Annotated in this window: 7 protein-coding genes and 2 pseudogenes; 3 read left to right on the forward strand and 6 right to left on the reverse strand. The window is 55.0% G+C overall.

Annotation, left to right across the window (positions count from 1 at the left end):
- Positions 1 to 607: 607 nt before the first annotated feature.
- A pseudogene (locus tag K7W42_RS12725) lies at positions 608 to 1102 on the forward strand (transposase family protein); the annotation flags it as partial.
- Positions 1103 to 1195: 93 nt separating this feature from the next.
- Positions 1196 to 2214: pseudogene (locus tag K7W42_RS12730) on the forward strand (IS4 family transposase).
- Between the two features lie 140 nt (positions 2215 to 2354).
- Here the strand turns inward: K7W42_RS12730 and K7W42_RS12735 are convergent.
- The 3 genes from K7W42_RS12735 to K7W42_RS12745 all read right to left on the reverse strand — a co-directional run bounded on the left by K7W42_RS12735 (position 2355) and on the right by K7W42_RS12745 (position 12594).
- Positions 2355 to 2822, reverse strand: a complete 468-nt coding sequence (locus K7W42_RS12735) for a hypothetical protein (protein ID WP_224575103.1) — start codon at positions 2820 to 2822, stop codon at positions 2355 to 2357.
- A 30-nt stretch (positions 2823 to 2852) separates the two neighbouring features.
- Entirely contained in the window at positions 2853 to 11447 is an 8595-nt protein-coding gene (locus tag K7W42_RS12740; protein ID WP_224575105.1) for a polymorphic toxin-type HINT domain-containing protein, read from the reverse strand.
- Positions 11448 to 11910: 463 nt separating this feature from the next.
- The gene (locus K7W42_RS12745) at positions 11911 to 12594 is read right to left on the reverse strand and encodes a hypothetical protein (RefSeq protein ID WP_224575107.1); all 684 of its coding nucleotides are present in this window, start codon (positions 12592 to 12594) and stop codon (positions 11911 to 11913) included.
- Between the two features lie 864 nt (positions 12595 to 13458).
- On the opposite strand from K7W42_RS12745, the gene K7W42_RS12750 reads away from it, so the two are divergent.
- Entirely contained in the window at positions 13459 to 14862 is a 1404-nt protein-coding gene (locus tag K7W42_RS12750; protein ID WP_224575109.1) for a replication initiator protein A, read from the forward strand.
- 770 nt (positions 14863 to 15632) lie between these two features.
- Here the strand turns inward: K7W42_RS12750 and K7W42_RS12755 are convergent.
- From K7W42_RS12755 to K7W42_RS12765, 3 genes are all read right to left on the reverse strand, one after another.
- The gene (locus K7W42_RS12755) at positions 15633 to 16868 is read right to left on the reverse strand and encodes a type II secretion system protein GspD (protein ID WP_224575111.1); all 1236 of its coding nucleotides are present in this window, start codon (positions 16866 to 16868) and stop codon (positions 15633 to 15635) included.
- Positions 16869 to 16958: 90 nt separating this feature from the next.
- A complete protein-coding gene (locus K7W42_RS12760; protein ID WP_369411355.1) occupies positions 16959 to 19007 on the reverse strand; it encodes a S8 family serine peptidase in 2049 nt (682 codons plus the stop codon).
- Complete coding sequence (locus tag K7W42_RS12765) at positions 19004 to 20125, reverse strand: Ig-like domain-containing protein (RefSeq protein WP_369411356.1); 1122 nt, start codon at positions 20123 to 20125, stop codon at positions 19004 to 19006. Before K7W42_RS12765 ends, K7W42_RS12760 begins: the two co-directional genes overlap by 4 nt.
- Positions 20126 to 20200: the final 75 nt, after the last annotated feature.

A 20200-nucleotide genomic window follows, 5' to 3' on the forward strand; every position in this document is an offset into this window, starting at 1 on the left:
GCATAAACATCAAGTAACAAGGGGGGGTTTTAAGGAAGCGGCTACGAAACGCGAAGTGACGAATTTCTCCTGTAGGACGCGGCAGGCGATGATTCACTTCAAAAGTTGGAAGTACCGAATAGGCCAAGAGCGATGGCACTGCGGGCTTGGCAAGCCACTTGCCACTTGGTCTGCCTCCAGAAATGCCCAAGCAGCACTTGGAGAAAGTGCCGACACTGCTTGAAGCAGGTACTTTCTCAGGTCCCTGCTTGTGAAAACATTTCACTTTGCACTTGGTAGCAGCTTCCTTAAAACACCCCCTATTTGGCGAGCGCTCAGAAGACGTGTTGGCGGCGCTGCTGAGTTTGCAGGCCTTCGCACAAGGGGAAGACCGCCTGGGTATGCTCCTCGCCCGTTGGCACCCTTACAGCGAGGGGCGTCCTGAGCGGCCCGCTCAACCCTTGTGGGCGTTGGCGCAGTACGAAGCTCTCACCGGTGATGTCCGACCTCCTGAGCAGTCGCCTCACTGAGCTGGGCTGCCGAGTGCGGAGGTGATAGGTCGCTGCTAACTACCCTTCAAAACGGACTATAGGCAACAGAAAGTCGGCTCCTGTACGGTGTTTCTGCGTTGAAAACCCCTGGGAGCCGACCACCTCACGATACCTTGCAGACCGCCTTGCGGTCTGTTTTTCCGCTGGACGCTCGCCGTCTTCACGGCACTGATTTCAGGCGCGTATCGTCGTCCTGTACCGCTTGAAGATGCGCATGCCGCACTCCCAGGATCGTTGACGACTCGGGATCAGCGGCTGTGCCGGTTCGTCCAGTTCCCGTTTCCTGAGGCGCTGTTCCCCCGATTCGCCTTGTCCTTCCTCTCGACCGGTCCAGTTGACCTTATTCTCGACCACACCAACTGGAAACTTGGCCAGCGAGACGTCAATATTCTCCTGCTCTCTGCCGTGTGGAACGGGTTCAGCTTGCCCCGATGTGGACCTTGCTCCCGCACGGTGGGGCCAGTCGTTCCTGGACACGGGAAGCGCTTGTAGAGCGCTTCCTGAAGCGCTGTCCAGATCGGGAGATCCGGTGTCTGCTCGCGGATTGTGAATTCATTGGGCAGCACTGGTTTCGATCTGACTACCAGTCAAAACTCCTGACAGCCATGGAAAAGTCGGCTCGTGTAGCGTGTTTTCTGCGATGAAGACACGACCCTCACGATACCTTGCAGACTGCCTTGCGGTCTGCGTTTCCTATTGACGCCCGTCGTCTTGAGGTGTTGGCGGCCCTGATCCTCGCGATGATTCAGGCGCGCAGCGTCGTCCTGTACACCCTCAAGACCCATGTGCCGCTTCCTGGCTCGCTGGAGACGCGATACCAGCGGTTGCGACGCTTTGTCCGCTTTGACGTCCCCGATCACCTGTTTGTGCGCTTTGCTTTGTCATTCCTCCTAGACGGCGAGCTGCACCTGATTCTGGACCGGACCAACTGGAAGCTGGGCCAGCAGGGGATCAATATTCTTCTCCTGTCCGCCGTCTGGGACGGGTTTAGTCTGCCGCTGCTGTGGACCCTGCTCCCCCACGGGGGGAGCAGTTCGCAACAGGTGCGCGAAGCGCTCCTGACCCGATTTGCCCTGAGCGACGCATCGGAAGCCTGCTGGCGGACCGGGAGTTCATCGGCAAAACATGGTTCACCTTTCTGGATGGGCACGGCATTACCCCCTGTATCCGCCTCCCGGCCACCGCCACCATCGGGACCGGCAACCTGCCGGTCTGGGCGTGCTTCAAAAAACTCCAGACCGGCGAGATTCGCCGCTGGCACCGCCGGATGGTCGTCTACGGCGTGTCCTTGCGCCTGTGTGCCACGAAGAATGCCGCTGGCGACGTCCTGTACCTCGCCTACCGAGGCCACGCTTCAGTGAACTTGCGCCGTTATGCGCAGCGCTGGCAGGCGGAAAACCTGCACTCTGCTTTGAAAACCAGAGGCTTCAATCTGGAAGACACCGGTCTGACGCAAGCGGAGCGCGTGTCGACATTGCTCACCTGCGTGTCCGCCGCCTTGATCTGGGCCTGCGTCACCGGCCAGCTGCTGGCCGCCAAGCAGCTCGTGAAACGCAAGAAACACGGACACCGTGTGGTGTCCGTGTTCCGACTGGGCCTCGACCATCTTCAAGATCTCCTGCTCCACCCCTCGCCTTCGTCCTGGCGCGCCCTTCACGCCCTCATGCCCAGTTTTGACTGGTAGTCAGGGTGCAGCGGCTTGCTGCCGAGAGTGAAAGCGGTGAGGACGTAGCTTTGCTGCTGGCTGCCGTAGTTGTTCCGTAGTTGCCAAGCAAAGAATCCGCCGTGCGGCGGACTCTTGGGGAAGCAGTCGGAAAACAGTTATCAGGAGTGTGGTGCAACGGATGGAATGAGTCTTGTCACTCCAATCCACTCTGGCGGACGAATAATTTGAAATTCCGCCTCTACTGGAACAGATAGTTCAGAAGGAATCCAGTTTGTCCAGTTTATACCCTCATACTGGCTTAGCTGTTCAACATTAAGGCTGATTAGATAGCCCATCTTTGAGAAGTTTTTCCATGAGGCCAATGCAACATCCAAGAAGCTTTCCAAAGACATAATTACGGAATCTAAGTCTCCGTACCCGCCAGCTACATACCCTTGAGTGAATTGGCTGTCATCGAGATTTGCGTCGCATTGATAGGTCAGATAGCGTAGATATACTGAATAATCACCATTTGATTTGTGGATTTCCGTTGCTCTCGGCGTTCTGGCATCTTCATCAAATCGGAGATCAACGCATAGTATCCCGCTACGCCTTCCTAGATATCTTGTGAAGTCATCTGCATCCATGTCATAAACCTAAGCGGCTTCTCATTAAATTTAGCACCCACCCGTCGCAATCTTGATAAGACCATCCTTGCCATCTTGGGATTTGGGGAATTTAACATTGTAGTGAGGGAAAGTACTATCAGCACCGGCAGGGTGAACTAGACCATTCTGAGCAAGCTGGCCCGTAATCAAACCACGTGTAGGATCAGTATTGATACCAATCAAATCACCGCGATAAGTAGGGAATTTGAAAATACTATCTTCCATACCAAATTGAGTAGGTAATGGCCTAGCACCCGGAATCGCATTGAGAATTTGTCGTGCCTGAGCAGGGTTGCTAACAGTGACAGTTCCTCCGTTACGAATCGTTTCAACATATTGGGCCACCCGCTCAGGCGTAAGTGGGGCGGTAGGTCTAAAAGTTGTGGGAACTGGAACATTGTAGCTAGTTCCGCCTGCATTATGCACCAACCAGCCGTCCTGCCCAACGTAATACGTATGCGCCTCGCTGACGGTGAGGTTGAACATCTCCTGGGTCTTTTGAACGTTGATGACGTTGGCAACAAGCCCAACCGTGCCATCAGCCTGCTTGATCTGATCACCAATTTTGAGGTGACCGGCGCCAACCCACTGGTCACTGAGGTCCTCATGCCCCTCCGACTTAGGCCGGGCCTGAGTATCCGAGCGCTCCGTGACGTAGAAGGGATGCTCTGGCGTCGTTTCAATGTATTCCAGCTTGTGGCTCTGGTCTGGGTCGGTCAGCGTCAGGTATGTGATCGCTGGATCAACGTTCTTGTGGACGGCGGTGATCGGGTAGTAGCCGTTTTCTCCAGTCTGCTCGTTGAACGCCAAGACTGGCGTGCCAATCGTCAACGCCGAAATCGCTACCAGACCAGACAATGTCTGAACAGGAGTCGAGGGTGAGAATGAGTTGATGCTAGCAGCAAGATTACGACAGGTTCTTCCAGCAGCAATATCATCAAACCTACGGCGAATCAGTTCTGAAAGGGAGCGAGCGACTCTTGCCGTATTCACCGTGAGTTCCCCCAGGCGACCCGCCCGAATAAACTTCACACCACTGTTAATAGCCTTAAAGACAAGTAAAGCGTCTGCGGGAAGTGTAGCGAAGACAAAGAGAGTCTCCTTCAATTGATCCTCATACTGGTCTTGATAGTAGTAGGCAGCGGCTGTTGCTAGCAGAGCCTCTTTCATCAGCTCTCTTCCCTCTACATTTCTACTGCCTAGAACGCGAATGTTCTGGGCCATACTTAAGATGGTGGAGGTCGCCGTCTTCGTCGCCGCAGTCAGAGCTTTAACATTTAGCCCGAAGCCTCCACGTGTCGCCGCTTCTGTTTTATCAAGAAGTATCTCAAGTCCTGTATAAAATACCAGACGATCCGCAGGTGACATGGCTTTGTTGGTCCAACTCACGATGTCATTGACAGCGTCCCACACTTCCCTCATCGCCGGTTTGCCCTGTTCATCAAAGAAAATTATATTTTTAGCTTTTTTGAGAATCGTCTGCGCCATTTTATCCGCAGCTTCTTCTTGTTCAGCCAATTGTCGCCTCAGTTGTGCTTCATTGGCAAGTGCGAATTGAGCGAGACCCGCTTCAAAACCGTAGGCAGAAATGTAATCTGCCGGGCTAAAGGTTTGAGACAATGATTCAACCGCATAGATAGGATGCTCATACCCCTGACCATCATCAAAATCGCTATCTATGTCGGCCACCAGAATATCTGTCGATCTGTCGCCAGAAGATTGAGGTGGAGTAACTGATTGATCAGTTGATTTTACAATTTGTTTTTCGTTTTGATTTGAACCAACTCGGACTTCTTCAAGAATACCCTTCTGTTCAACAGGGGGGCGAATTTGACTTGGGTTGACCAAGTTTGGGAGACTGGGTGTAAGAATATTATTAGGCTGAATTTTGAGTTGTTCGCTTAACGAAACAATTGGCGCAGATAGTGCCACTACCTGCCGAGGCACTGCGAATGGTTGGACACCCATCCAATAGTAGCCATCCAAGCTCGTATCTATCAGTGAAACGCTTGCAGACTGCGTTCTAAGTTCGTTCGTTCGGTAAGTGTCGACGCTAGAGCAGGGCTGAGACTTGCAGCTGTAGACGAAGGCACCAGCTCCACTGAGAATCAATTGAATTTTACCAGCTGCGTAGGTGAGGCTGCTCCAATCTCTAAAAACGGCATGCTGCCTTTTTTCAGCATCTGTCGTTCCGGAGTCTTCACTAATTTGAGCCGTACTTGTGAGAATAAGATTTCCAAAGGGATCATATCTAAAATCATTATAGCGGGCATCTACACTATTCTGAAACTGTGGGAAGAGGTTATTTCCCGTTTTATAGAATTGGGTCACCCGTCCATCAGCATCATACCGTTTGAAGAAATTTGACTCCTGACGAACAGCAGTACCACCGATAGCCAATCTATTGCCTCTGGAATCCAATTTATAGGCGATAAATGACTGATCAGGGTATTCAGTCGTCAGTAAATCGCCATCCAATGTGTAAGTATTCTTACTGACCTCACGCATTTGGCCACGCGCCCTCACAGTTTCAAAGTTGGCCCCCTGTTGGTCATACCAATAGTCTTGCTGAACTGTTGTATTTGAGCCATAGAGGTTATAATCGTAGACCGTTTTAATAGGCTCTTCAGGTTTTACGAAAATGCCGTCAGATGTATGATTGAGTGTTTCCGATTCTGCCAGGGCACTAGAAATCCCATTTTTACCATAGACAAATCGACCAGTATTTTTGCGCTTGTACTCCAGTCTACCTATATAATCATGATAACTTACAGAAGAAACGATTGTGCTTTCATACTGCCTATTGCCGCCAACCGTTATTTTAATTTCTTGAGAGTATGCAGATTCATTATCTTGCGTAAATCGAGCTTTCACCGTGCCGTCTTGAAGATATTCAGTGTAAATAGTGCCAGGCGACGGACTCCTGAAACTACCATCACTGTCGTAGACTTCTATCTCTCTTCCCAAATTATCATATTTTCTTACCGTCCTAAAGCCTAAAACTTTTGAACTGTCTCCAGTTCCACTGTGTCTTAGACGCCCATCAAGATAATATGTATAAAATTGATTTCTATTAGCTGTACCATTGCTTTTATCCTGCATTGGCATATCGGCGGAATCTAGCTTAGGGAGACCTTTCTCTTCGGTATCCGAGCTCTTAATTAAATCTCTCGGATTGTATTCTGTTTTGGTAGCCGAATCACTTGAGGCTAAAGCAATTCCCTCGCCGCCCCCATGCCAATTTAAATAATTTCCAATTAACTCACTCCGATAACGGACATCTATCTTTTTAGTCTGTAATATTTCCTTGTTGCTCACACTATATTGAAATGCGAATAGATTCTGTTTGATATCTAAATCAATAGCGGTTTTACTATCTGATTGAGCTGGTGTGTCCCAGGAGCTAATCAAGTTACCGTTCTGGTCATAACTCCAAAATGACCAGTAGGCAGGAGTCATAGACCAAGCCTTCTTCTGCTGCTGAATCTTGTAAATCTCAGAGCTACCATTAAACTGCCTAAAATACTTTTGTCCAGCACCGTTGAAGGAAGTATATTTTGTATATTCCCAAGCCCCTTGAGGCCCATAAAGGACTTCGCTGGTCTGAAGTCCGCGTGCATCGTAAGTCAGGCCTTGAGCGTTACCTTTTTTCGGACGAACACTGGGATCATAGGGATCTGTAGCGCTTGAATTTGAGAGGAGATTGCCCTCATAACTATAATTGGTTTTAATGACCGGTAGTCCATCAAGACGGTAAGTGGTGATTTTCCAATTGGTGCTTGTCTGGTTTCCTACTCTGGGCCTGCTTTCGCTAATGATTTTTCCAAGAGTATTATAGTTATATTCAGTAATCAAGCCGTTTTCTGATTTAGCAATCAGGTTTCCGACAGCGTCATACTGATAACTACTCACCAGACCATCTTTCAATCCAGCCGCCTGATCTACTGCATTACCACTTCGTGACTTTTGATGTCTCTTGATCAGGCGTCCAGCCCAGTCATATTCCATACTCGTTGGAAAGCCTTGAGCATCAACAGTTTCTACGATTTGCCCATTGCTATGATAGGAATGCGTAACAGTTGCAGCATTGCCATTTTGATCTTTCGGGAGAGTAATTTTGGTAGGCTGACCAGCGAAGTTATATTCATAAGCTGTCACAGAGCCTTTGTCTAGGCCTGCCTCGACATCCATATGAGCGCGATAAATTTTCTGTGGAAATATTCTGGAACCGTAATCACGGTATTCTGTAACGACAGAATTATCCCCGAAGTTATTCCCCGGTTCCGATATTGACTGTAGCAATCCATCTGCAGTATAGGTGTAGGATTTAACTGTAACTCCCCGCTCGTCAACCTCGGCAGTCGGGCCAAACACACCGTATTGCACACTCTTACTATTTCCACGTCCATCAACAGTTTGAACGATATTATCAAGAGCATCATAAGCATTTAGGACAACGGTTCGATCAAAACCTTGATGGCTCTGTGACCACTGGGGCTCATGCTTCTGCCAAACCTCACGATCAGTCTTGATAATATGTCCAGAATTATCGTAAGCTAATTTTGTTTCATAGCCTTCAGGATCCAAAGTTCTAACCGGGCGACCTTCGGAATCATAAAACGTTTTCGTCCATGCGACAACGGCATTCTCAGGAAGGGTCATAGATTGGGGCGTAACGTCAGATCCACTGAGTAGAACACCTTTGGATTTTTGATTATTTAATTCATCATATTCAAAAACTTCAAAAGGCCGTCTGCCGTCGATATAGAGGTTGTACTGGTTGGCTAACGGAGTTGACAGCAACTTGGGAGCAAGCTTGCTAATAAGATTTCCGCTACTATCATATTTTAAGTATGTACTTCGACTTGATTCATTTGTGCTATTCATCACCAATCTACTATCAGTGATCTTAACTGGTCGGTCATAGGCATCAAAGTAAGTCCGGGTAATCCCTGTAGGAGTCTCTGTCAAATATTCTCTACCAAAAGAATCATTATTATGTTTTACGGTAGATGTTTTACCATCATTGTTTATTACGCTTTCTTCGCTGATTTGACCGGTTTGATCATAAGAAATCAATTTATTAGTTGAATCAGGTAGAATTAATCTGATAGTTCGATCTAGCGTATCATAGTCAGTGGAAGTGATGAAACTACCATCTACTGTTGACCTGACCTGACGTCCATATTTATCGTATTCATATTCACTTTTATAGTGGATGGCCTCTAAATTAAGTGTATTGGGGGTAGCGACACCTTTTTTAACTCCGACAATACGACCGAGTTTGTTTTCACTTACTCCATATTCGTACACCGTTAAGTTAGACGCCGTCCCATTCCATTCAGCTTGAATCTCCCCACTATCATGATAGATCCATTGACGTGCCAAGAGCTGCGGCCACGGCCCACTGGTCGGCTGTTCCCAAATAGCCTCCCAAACACGCTGACCAAAGCCATTGTAGCTGTACCAAGTATGTCGAACGGCCTTGTCACTCTCGGCACCACGCCACTTATAGACGTAAGCTTCAGGTTCATATGTGAAGACGACATTTCCGTATTCGTCGTAGAGATAGCCCGTCCCAACGCCATCCTTGTCCAGAAAAACAACTTGGTCAGGATATATTTTAACTTTTCTTCTCGCGTCGTAATGAGGCGTAAAATTAGTACTTGGGTAGACGATTTCCCCTGTTTTTACTCCACTATTGTAGCCATAACCTACATTTTTATACGGTTTACCGTCTACATATAAAACAGTGTTGGTTGTGCGCCCATGAATGTCAATTCCAGTGTGAAAACTGCTTTTTAATTTATTGCCAGAATAAGTGTTCTCAGCAATGATCCGATTGGCTTTGAACACAACCTCTCTTGTATCGACACTCTCATGAGGAACGTATTCATATAATTTTTTATTTTCCTCATAGTTGTACGTGGCATCAGTTGCCACTTCCAGATTTGAGAGTCCTTGACCTTCAGCTGCATCCTGTTTAATTGACTTAACCTGATTGTCGTCGTCATATTCGTATCGAGTGATCCGCGTGTAACCTGTCGGTGGAGGATCCGACCAATTGGCGTCTGACTTATATTCAGCGAATGTTTTTAAGTTCCCGTGGGAATCGTATGTGTTTTGTATCTGCTTGCCACCAGGCAGAGTTTGAGCAACAACACGCCCAGCAGCGTCATAATAGGTGCGAGTATTCTCGCCTTTCCCATAGCCGTTCCGTGGATCAAGATCTACTTTCGTTATGGGATTAAAATTTCTTACGCTTTTATTGCGTAGCCAGCCGTTGGCGGTGAATTGAAAAACAGTGACTTTATCACCCTGTTCTTGAATAACCTGCAGTCCATCTGTTTCGGCGGACGCACTGTATGTAAAAGTAAGATTAGGCTCGCTTTCGGTCTCGGCACGAATGACACGATTTTGGTTGTCGTAAAAGTAAGTGGTTGATTTCCCACCATCAACACCTAGACCGCCTTCGTTATGGCTTTCCAGGACAGGTCTCACAACACTGCGGAGTAATATTTCCTTGTTATTTCCAAGGATATAACTCAGATCAAACCAGCGTCCAATCATTTTGCCATGTCCATCGAAAGTACGATGAACCATATAAGAGACCACACGCTGATTACCGATGATCTCATAAGCATACTCAATGCGCCGACGCCAGCTTCCAGAATCAGCTGCGTCCTGAAGCAGCATATTGACAGCGATCAGTGTTCCTAATCCTTCATCCCATTGATATGTGGTGACCCGCCCCCAACGGTCTTGCACTTTACTCAGATGACCGTTGCCGGAAGATGTATAAGTGAATTCCGTTTTTGGAACATCTGCTCCTAGACCATCTGCACTCTTCTTCTCTTTAGCTCCACTATATTGCTCAAAAAGAGATTGTGTAAAATCAGCATATTCTCCGTCATCATAAAATGTAGTTCTTTTCCCGTCTCGGTCGTATTGATGAGCAATAAGACGACCATTAGGGAGGCGGTACGTGACGAGCCATTTTTCATCTATTCGAGTTCCAGCAAATGGCTTACTACGATAAAAGCTAACCGACTTTAAGACTTTTTCATAGCGCTTAAAGATCCAACTCGGACTGCTAGATAGGTCAATACTTGACACTGTACATTGAGTCGGATAATCCATAAGCTGAAGCGAGACATTTTCATTAGATAATTCTGGGGCCGCCGTACCACGCTGCTGGATGAATTCCTGAAAATTCTTTGCTCCACTCACAACATGAATTTCAACACTTCGTGTTCCCGAAGCATTCTTAACAAAGCCAATCAGATCAGGTCGACCATCTCGATCCCAATCATTAATATCAAGATCCCAATTGTCACTCAACGCAGGCAAGGCAGTAACGGTTTGTACCAGAAACTTTTTGAATCCATCTGCGCCCGAGAGGATGTGGACTTCCACTTTTCCCAGGGACGCGTTTCTCACAAGCGCAACGAGGTCGGCAGTGCCGTCACGATCCCAGTCGGTAAAGCGAATAGTTGTGGACGGGGGTAAAGGACCGAGGCCTGTACCCGTTTGCAAGAGAAAATCGGAAAATTTACTTTTACCGTCAAGGATGTGGACTTCAACGCTGTTGGTCCCCGTATTGCTGAGTGGGGTGCCGGCGATATCCAGAATGCCGTCCCCGTTCCAGTCAATAATATTAAAATTCCAATTTGCAATTGGCAGCGCAGTGGCCACATTTAAAATATAGGTCTGAAAATTTGACGCTCCAGAAGCAATATGCACTTCAGTCTTGTTGCTCTGCGTTCCGGTACGCTGAATTTTAATTAAATCAGGGAGGCCATCCCTATCCCAATCAGCCAGACGATAGACTTGATTGGCATCCAGATGCATGACTGTGCCCGTCTGGTTGAGATGAGATGTATAATTCTTTTCTCCATCTAAAACATGGACTTCAGTTCGGTTCGTACCCGAATTTTGTTTGACAAAGTAGGCGATGTCAATTCCCCGATCTGTACAGAGCGCCGCCTGACCGCTGGCGACCACGCGTTCATACAGTTCCTGACCGCCGTCTCCAGTGCCCACGCTCCATTCGCGAGGTTGAGCAGGGTTGTCACTATTAAAGCCGTAGAGCCGCAGGAGGCTTGTGGTCTGTGTCTTAGGTGACGGGGTAATCGTGCTACTGGCACTTTGCGTCGCAGTGCCATTGGTTGTTCCCGTCGACATCGGCTGCGGCCCTACAGGATCGTTACATGGTTTTCCCGGCTGGCAAGGTGTCACTGGCGGATCAATGGTCCCACCACTCCCAGTGCCACCAGTGCTACCACTTCCAGTCCCGCCGGACCCGGCCACTGTTCCTGAAGGCAGCAAATTGTTCCAGTTCAACGTGGCCGTTTCAACATAGGCGTTACCAGTCGCCACGTTAACCGCGTCACTGATGTCACCGAATGAGGGATCATTGAAGGCGGCAAAACTCGCGGGCAAGCCGGTTACGCCTGGGCCGGCCCGTACGAAGATCTGGGGTGCGGCCAAGGCCACCACGCCAGGCAGATGGGTTGTCGTCAGGAAGAGCAGCGCGAGGAGAGCCCCGCCGTAGCGGCGGGGAATGGATGATGAAACATGAGATCGTCGTTTGCGTATCGTCATACTTCTCACCCATAGCACAAGCGTGGAAGTTGCGTTGCCTGATTTGCCCATTTCATGGGGCAGCGCTGGACAGACCATCCCTCTGACACAGTGGTTTTAGCCCGGTAGGCTGGCGAGCTGTGTTTGACCGGAGGCTATACCGCCACCGGTTCCCCTTGAGCGCCATTGGAGTGGTCTGCCCCATTACTCCACTGTGCCCTGAACCCTCAAGCGGCTGGGTGACTACGAATGAGGTCTTGACTCTCACCATCGCCCAAATCGGCGGTAGGGCTCGGTACGTGTAGTGTCCGCGTCCGTCAAGCACGAGGAGAACACCACCTGGGTGTGCTCCTTGCCCGTTGGCACCCTTACAGCGAGGGGCGTCCTGAGCAGCCCGCTCGACCCTTGTGGGCACTGATGTCTGACCTCCTGAACGGTCGCCTCACTGAGCTGAGTTGCTGAGTGCGGAGGCAGTGGGTCGGCTTCAGAGAGGCACACTGGTCGTCCACAGTTCAAAGGTGAAACGGCCGTCGTTCCATTCCAATAAGCCGTCCTGCAGCACATAGGGCCAGTCCTCAGGCGTAACTGGGGAGGCCCAGGGCTGCTGCTGAAAGGCGAGGTGGACATTGAACCCACCGTGCATAGGAGAAATTCGCCTGATGGTATACGCGCCCGTCATCTGCACGCGTGCGGGAAACCCTTCGTCATCCCAGCCCCCACCTGCTTCCGAGAGGTCTGTCACCATCTCCTCTGCACCTTGCTGGAGACAGGACAGAACCTCAGGCCAGTGGCTGCTGAGGAAATGGCGATCCTCTGCGGACAGCTTCTCAAGGTCAGCCACCCTGTTTAAGGGCTCAAGTTCAACGGGATGAAGCTGAAGCCGGGTCAGGGCACTCTGAGGTTCGAGGTCAGGCGCCATGTGGTCGTGTTGGCTTGCAGGGTCCCACAGAAGGGTCAGCAGGTAACGGCGGTAAACCACCTGGCGACCATCGTCCAGGGACAGCAATTGGCAGATTTCAGTCTCAATCCAGACGGTGTTGGGCGCATGGGTGGCCCAGGAGAAGACCTGCCGACCGATGAAGTACGGCATGGGTTCGACATTTGGCATCTGGTCGCCGAAGACGCGCTGAATGCAGATTTCAATGGCCCCGCGTTGCTGCTGCGCCAAGTCTTTCAGGTTGGCATCGTCCAGCGGAAACGTGACGGTGTGATTGGCCCACGCTGGAGCCGGGCACCAGAACGACGGGGAGTCCAGAGTCACAGATCGAGTATGCCCTGAGATTCGAGCCCTGAGGAAAGGAGTTTCGACTTCATGGGCTTAGGAGACCGTTTCAGAAGGAATGAGCTCTCTCCCGAAGATCATCCGCGTCGCTCACGTTTGCCAATCTCGTCTAAGAACACTGTCCTCTACGACAATTTTGCGGCAATCGTCTAGTCAGACCAACTCCGTTCAGCCGCTTGAAGTTGAGCGCTCTCATCCCTTGAGACGTCGTCATAGGGGTGCGACACACTTGGGGAATTCTGTCCACAGGCTGTGGCCGTTAACTGCAATTCAGACCAGAGCCACAGGGGAAAAACCCGTTCCAGCCATGTATCTCCGCATTCAGAACTGTCCGGCCAACATCCGAAGAGGTCTGCGACACACTTGGGGAAATACTCGCCTGGGAGCACGACAGACTTGGGGGATTTGAAGCTATATGTGCGACACACTTGGGGGAAAGGCGTCAACGAGTGTGCGACAGACTTGGGGCGTTCAGGCTCCTTTCCTGCGACACACTTGGGGGATTTCCTCTTCAAATGTGCGACACGCTTGGGGCATTCAGCCTCCTTTCCCGCGACACACTTGGGGGATTCCACCCCTTTTCCGCGACACACTTGGGGAATAAATCGGAAAAATGCCGTTATAGCCACCTACGGCTCGCCCGCTTGATGATGATCATCAATTCTTTTTCTTTAAAACAAAATCACTGAAAGGCACCAATCAGCGGGCATTTCTCTCAAACCGGATAGACTGCAGATCACCGGAGCCCCGATGACCACTGAGCGCAGACGCAAAGCAAAATCGAACCGTCTCGCACAGCACCTGACCGAGGCGAATGTGGCTCGGCTCGGCCTCATCAGCATTCAGGAGCGCATTCCGGCAGACTTCACCCGCTGGGAAGTGGAGTTTGAGGTGGATGGCCGTCAGGGTCAACTCTCCTGTTTCAGTCCAGCCGAGTATGGGGGCGTTCCTCATGGCCTGGACGGTGACCTGGCCAACGCCCTGATTGACCTGTTTATCGAGCAGGGCGCTTCGGAGGATGGGGTGGTGACCACAACCGCCAGTCAACTGCTCCTGAGGGCGGGACTACACAACAACGGGCATTACCACCACGTCCTCACGGCTTCGCTCCGGCGGCTGAAGCAGGCGACCTACACCATGAGTCACGCCTGGCGTGACCACGAGCAGCAGCGCTGGACCAGCGGCACCTTCAGCTACATCCTGGCGTACGAGGTGACCTCGACAGAACGCGACACCGTGACGGAGGGGGCAATCCTTTCAATCACGCTGGCGCGCCAGATCGTGAAGTCGATCCGGTCGAAGTACGTGAAGCCCCTGGACTATGTGCTTCTGACCTCGCTGGAGCGGCCGCTGACCCGGGCGCTGTACCGCCTTCTGGATGCCCGCCGTTACGACGCGCAGGAACTGGTGCCGTCAGCCAGCGTCTATCAGGTCAACCTGCTGGAGTGGGCTGCAGAGTGCAAGATCGTCGATCAGCGCACCGATAAGATTCGGCGAACGCTGGAAGGTGCCCACACGGAACTGAAGGAGCGCGGCTATCTCCAGGACGTGCTGATCGAAGGGCGGGGCCGCAAGCAGACATTGACGTATGTCTTTGGGGCCACGGCTGTGGAGCGCACGGAAGACCCTGAGGTGGTCGCGCAACTGGTGGGTCACCGCGTGGCCCGGCCAGTGGCTAGGAAACTCGTGGCTACGCATGGTGAGGCGCATGTGTTGGCCCGACTCAAGCGGTTCCGCGCGCTTCTGGCGTCTGGGTACAAGGCCCGCAGTCCATCGGCGGTCCTTGTGGACGTGATTCAGGATACTGAGGGGAAATATCAGGATCCGCTGCTGACTGGGGAGATTCATACTCCTACCAAATCGGCCGTGGTGGCGGTGCCAGCGGTTGACGTAGAAAAGGAAGAGCAGCAGCGAACCGAAGCTTTTCAGGCGCTGCCGCTGCTGGCACAGGCTGATCAGGCGCTGTCGACCCTCCAACTTCTTTTGAAGAATCGGTTGGACACGGCCCAGTATGCTCAGCTCAGAGACGCTCTGGCAGATGGGCGGGCAGACGCTGGCCAGGTTGTCAAAGCCGTGACGAAAGCCGTGTTCGAGCGTCGGGTCGATGAGGCAGTGCAGGACATCTTTCTCCTCATAGGCAGTGAGAGCTCTTGAGATTCTTCCACGTCGCTACTGCACCTCAGTGCTGTTGGTTGACGGAAGCTCATGTAGCTTCCTGACAGTCTGCGTGTCGTGGAGGTGCAGCCTTTGGCGCCTTACCAACCGGACCAGGGATGTTCGACTATCTCCAGCGTCCAGCTGAGATCTGTTTGGCAGTTTGCCGGTGGTGCCCGTGTCAGCTCAAAGGTGCTGCAGGTGCGGCAAGACCTTTGACAGACCGCGCAGGATTGCCCCCATGCGATCTTGGATATCTGCTTCATGCACCTTGGTCGCTATGACCAAACCCAGCTGTCGACAAGCAAGTGACGTTCCTGGCCACTGACTGTCTTGCCACCGTCATCTCCATAGGGTCTGCCGGCCTCGGTCGTTTCTACCGATAGGCTGTCGATGACCGCTGCGCTTGGGGTCGCCTCGCGACCTTCTCGCTGACGTACCTACTCCCGAAGGGTGACGTGTCGCGTCTCCCAGACGCCGCTTCGTTGCCAAAGGCGGTGGTCGTCAGAGATCGTCTGCTCTGGCGGCATGGCCTGGCGGGCCATGCCGCTGTGCATGACAGAGAAGATGACGTTCAGAGGCTCTCGCATCGGCCACCTCTGGAGGAAGCGGGGAAAAAAGACGTTTCACTCGGCGGCCGTGAGACCGTTTGGGGACGCAGGGCGGATCAGAGGCGCACCACCTCCGACCCTCACCGTGTCCCCTCTAATCCTCAGGGAAAACGTGCTGGCCCAGGTTTCTCAGACGCACGGTCAGCACAGATCAGTCATTCAGGGCTGCGTCGGCGCTGCGGTCGGGGCCAGCGCGGGCGGCGTTTCATTCGCGCTCATGACCAATCTGGGCGTCACCACGATGATCAGGTCACTCCGGCGCGTGTCCGTGCGCGTCGTCGTGAACAGTTTGCCCAGCAGCGGGATATCCCCCAGCAGCGGTACCTTCTGCTCTCCCGTCACCGTCCGGTCTTCCATCAGGCCCCCAATCGCAATCGGTTCCCCGTTCCCCACCCGCACGGTCGTCGTCGCTTCCCGCGTGCTGAACTGCGGCACCCCCTGACTCGTCGTCCCCGTCGGCACACTCACGCTGATCGTCAGGTTCGTTTCCACCGTTCCGTCCGGGGCCACCTTCGGCGTCATGCGCAGCGTGATCCCGGTCGTGATGCTCTGCACGCTCGTTCCCCCACTGCTGTTCGACGTCACCACTGGCGTCGTCTGCGTCGAGTTGATGCGCGCTTCCAGCCCGTCAATGGTCGTGATCCGGGGCCGGGCGAGCACCTGCGCGGCCCCACTCGTCTTCAGCAGGTTGATGCCGATGCTCAGACTGAGTGGACTGCGGCCAATCGTGCCGATCTTTTTCAGCGACAACCCTTCGCCCTCGTTCAGCTTGAAGGTGAAGATGCTGTCGTACTGAATCCCCAGGCTGTCGGTCGTGTCCCGGTTGACTTCCAGGATCTCCGCCTCAAACTGAATCTGCGGCCGGCTGGTGTCCAGCTGCCCAAGCACGCTCAGAATGAGCGTGCGGTCCGCTGGATTGGCAATCACGATTAAGCTGCGCTGCCGGGTGTCCACCACCACCCGGGTGCCCGGGTAGATGGTCTGGAGGAGGCCCGCGACCATGCCCGGCTCCGCGTAACTCAGTGGATAGAAAATCGGGGCACGCTCATCGGTGGGAATCGGCGAGACGGCGCGCTGGCCCGGGGGGGTCAGGATCAGACTGCGGCCGTCAGGACTCAGGGCGTACGTCGTGCCGTCCGGAATCACGAATTGGAGCGTGCCGTCTTCTCGGGTCCAGGTCAGTCCGTCGGGCAGCGCCGTGCCGGGGGCCAGCACGGTCTCTGGCAGCACCAGCCGGCGGGTCAGGGGGTCGGTCTGATACCGGATCTGGTCGGTCGACTGGATGACGATGGTGTCACCCGCGCGAATCACAGTGACGGGTGTCGGTGTCGTTGCCGCTGCGGCCACGGGAGAGAAGGCGAGCAGGAGGGCCAAGGTCAGGGTGTGCAGGCGCATGGGGTGTCCTTCCGTCGTGGCAAGCCCACGACCATCAAAGTAGAGAGAGGGTGGTCGCACCGCCGCTTGCGGCGGTGCGGGCCGGGTGACTCAGCGGGGCAGGGTCAGGGGGGTCTGGCCTGTGGCCGGTTCCAGGGTCAGGTCGGCCTGGCCGACCTGACCTTTCGGGGTGGCGCGGGTCAGCGGGCGGCTCAGCAGCTCCCCCGCTTCCCCCAGGACGCCGTCGGCGTCCTGGTCGGTGCCGGCCTGGAAGCTCACGGGTTGGTCTGGAGGTAGGCTCTGCAGGGTGAACTGCCCGTTCGTGGTGCGGGCGTACGTGATGACCTGCCCCTGCTCGTTGAGCGCGACCACGTAGGTGTCGGGATCCTGCTGGGTCGCGCGGGCGTTCACCAGGCCCCAGCCGGTGGTCAGGTCCAGGCCCGGCACCCCGAGGTCTGTGGCACTGCTTTCGAGAAGGGCCTTGACGGTCTGTCGGGGGGTGCCCTGCGCGAGCAGCAAGGCGGCGATCCCGGCCACCTGGGGTGAGGCCATGCTCGTGCCCTGCCGCAGGGCGTAGGCGGGCTTCCCGGTTGCATCCAGATCTGTCGAGAGGATGCCGTCCCGCTCGCCATTGCCGTCCTGATCGGCATTTAGGTCGCCCCCGTACGCCGCGATGCGGGTGCCCGGTCCCCGGTTGGCATACCCCGGCTGATAGGTGGTCACGGGGCCGTTCACACTCGTCACCGCGATGACCCCAGGAATGTTGGCGGGCGCGTACGGCAGACCCCCGTCGTTGCCGCTGGCGGCCACTACAAGGACACCCGCATCCAGGACCTTCTGAACCGCCTGGGTCAGCAAGTCGCTGTACTCCGGGGTGCCCAGCGACAGGTTGATGACTTGCGCTGGCGTGGGATTGGGGTCGTCTGGCTCCAGACCGGCGGCCCAGAGCAGGCCCCGGACGAGGGCACTCACGGTGCCCCCGCTGGGCCCAATGACCCGCACAGGGAGGAGCTTCGCGTCCGGAGCGGCGCCCTGCACCTGACCGTTCGCGCCGATCAGGCCCGCGACATGGGTGCCGTGACCACTGACGTCCTGGGGCACGCGGTCGTCGTCAACGAAATCCCGTCCAGGCAGCAGATTCGCCTGCAGGTCGGGGTGGCTGAGGGCCACCCCGGTGTCCACGACAGCCACCGTGACGCCCTGGCCCTGGGTTCGGGACCAGGCGTCGGTCACCCCGAGGCGCGACCAGTGCCACTGTCGGTCGGTCGTCGCCAACGGTTCGACCCGGCGGTCATCCTGAACGCGAACCGGCTGGTCGTACTCAGCGCCGATCCCTTGACGCCGCAACTGAGCCAGGGCGGCTGTGGCGGCCTGGACAGTGGTGTAGGTGGCCACCTGACGGTCTAAGACCGCGCGGCTGGACACGAGGCCCGTCTGAGGCACCCGTGCCTCAGGACCGACCAGCAGGACCGCCGTGGGTTCGGGGGCACTGGGGACCCGGGGGGCGGGCTGGCCCAGGCCCGCCAGGCTCTGCGTCCCTGGGCGCCTCACGGTGCCCGTCACCTTCACCGCTTCCTTGCGGATCGTGACCGGCTCACTGGCCCGTTCGCCCACCAGCAGGCGGACCGTCAGGACGCCGTACAGCTCGGTCGCCAGATTTGACCCGGTGGCCGAGCTGTTAACCATGACGGTCAGTGTCTGGCCACTCACTGTGGGAGACAGTCGTTGGCCGTTGACCTCCAGCACCGCTGCCTTGACCTGGGTGCCCCATCCATTGCCCTGCACGGTCAGGGTGCGGCCGTCCAGGGTGACAGTCTCGAGCTGGGGCACCACGTCGAGCGTAACGGTCTGGTCCTGGACGGTGGAGAGGCTGACCTCGTAGAGGTCAGCCCGGACAGTCGTGGGGAGGGTAAACACCAGGCCATCAGCAATGGACGTGGCCGTCAGCGTGGTGGCCTCGCCTTGCTCGGTCTTGAGCACGACTTGCCGGGCGTCCTTGGGTAGCCGGCCGTAGAGGGTGACCTCTTGCCCGGGGGTGGCGGGCGACGGCAAGGCGGCTGTGAGGACAACCTCGTCCTTGGTGGTCGGCGTTTCGTCCCCACAGCCGGTGAGGAGGCCCGTCAGGAGCAGGAGGGCGGCACTCGTGGCGTGCCGCTTCACGGCACGACCAGGCGGCGCTGTTCGCTGTAACTCAGGCTGACGGCTTTCCCCCCTTCCATCCGGACCCCGGCCACCCACCAGTGATAGGTGCCGGGCAGGAGGGGCTCACTCTGAGCGGGATACACGGCACTGAGGTCCGAGGTCAGCTTGTCGGGGTAGTTGGTCCAGACCGTCTTGGCGCCGTCGCGCGTACAGGGCCGGTCACACACGAAGAACAGGTAGCCACTCACGCCCTGCAGGGCGGGCCAGGTCAGGATCGGGCGTCCGTCGGCCACCGTCTGGCCGTTGGCCGGACTGGCCACCTGCTGGGCATCAAGGAAGACGGCCGCGCCCGCTGTGGAGGTGGCCGACTCCGCAGTAGCGGTCCCCAGGCTGCGGACGGTGCCGTACACCCGGTCGCCGATGTCACTGTCCTTGAGTTGGACCTGAAAGCGCTCGGACGCGACACTCCCGGCGGAGGCCGCCTGGTTTTTCATGACCTCGTAGGGCCCAGCCACGCTCTTCTTCGACATCAAGACCCGGTAGCCGGTGGCGCCGTCAACGGGTTTCCAGGACCACTCGGCCCACAGGGTCCGGTTGGTGGCCACCTGAGCCTGAAGAGAGGCGGAAGAAACGGCAGCCACTGGAACCGCGGCGCTTGCGCCACGGATCTGATGGGGATCCAGCCGGCTGAAGGGCGAACGGGACTCCACGGCGAGCGCGGAGAAATCGGCCGGAAGATTGTAGGCGACCAGGTACTCCAGCGTCGGCGCGCTGGCGTTCTGGAGGGTGACCCGGACCGGGGTGCTGACCCCTTCGGCCCCATCGACCAAGCCTTTGGCGTAGATCTCGAGGTCGCTGCCGACGGGATACGCCGCTGTATTCCAGCGAATCAGGTAGGGCCGACTGTTCGCACTGCCTATGAGTACACCTGTCTCTTTGCTGTCGCGCTTCCGGGCATAGACCCGAACTTCACCCTTGACCTCGTCGTCCAGGCTGACCTGAACGGCCGTGGTGCCACTGAGGACCGCGTCGTTGGCGGGGGTCACGACAGCGACGGTCGGGGGTGGCCCACCATCCCCACAGGATGAGAGCAGCATCAAGGTGGTCAGCGAGACCAGTGGCAAACGCGAAGCCATAGGGATCAGCTTTCCATAGTTTTAAGGGGCGTGTTGCCCCACATCATGCACGCTGTCCTTCCAAACAGACAGCGT

This window comes from Deinococcus betulae (genome assembly GCF_020166395.1).
Taxonomy (GTDB): domain Bacteria; phylum Deinococcota; class Deinococci; order Deinococcales; family Deinococcaceae; genus Deinococcus; species Deinococcus betulae.

Coding starts and splice junctions, on each gene's coding strand:
- K7W42_RS12735 (WP_224575103.1), bottom strand. CDS start 2,822: ATGGATGCAGATGACTTCACAAGATATCTAGGAAGGCGTAGCGGGATA.
- K7W42_RS12740 (WP_224575105.1), bottom strand. CDS start 11,447: ATGACGATACGCAAACGACGATCTCATGTTTCATCATCCATTCCCCGC.
- K7W42_RS12750 (WP_224575109.1), top strand. CDS start 13,459: ATGACCACTGAGCGCAGACGCAAAGCAAAATCGAACCGTCTCGCACAG.
- K7W42_RS12755 (WP_224575111.1), bottom strand. CDS start 16,868: ATGCGCCTGCACACCCTGACCTTGGCCCTCCTGCTCGCCTTCTCTCCC.
- K7W42_RS12765 (WP_369411356.1), bottom strand. CDS start 20,125: ATGGCTTCGCGTTTGCCACTGGTCTCGCTGACCACCTTGATGCTGCTC.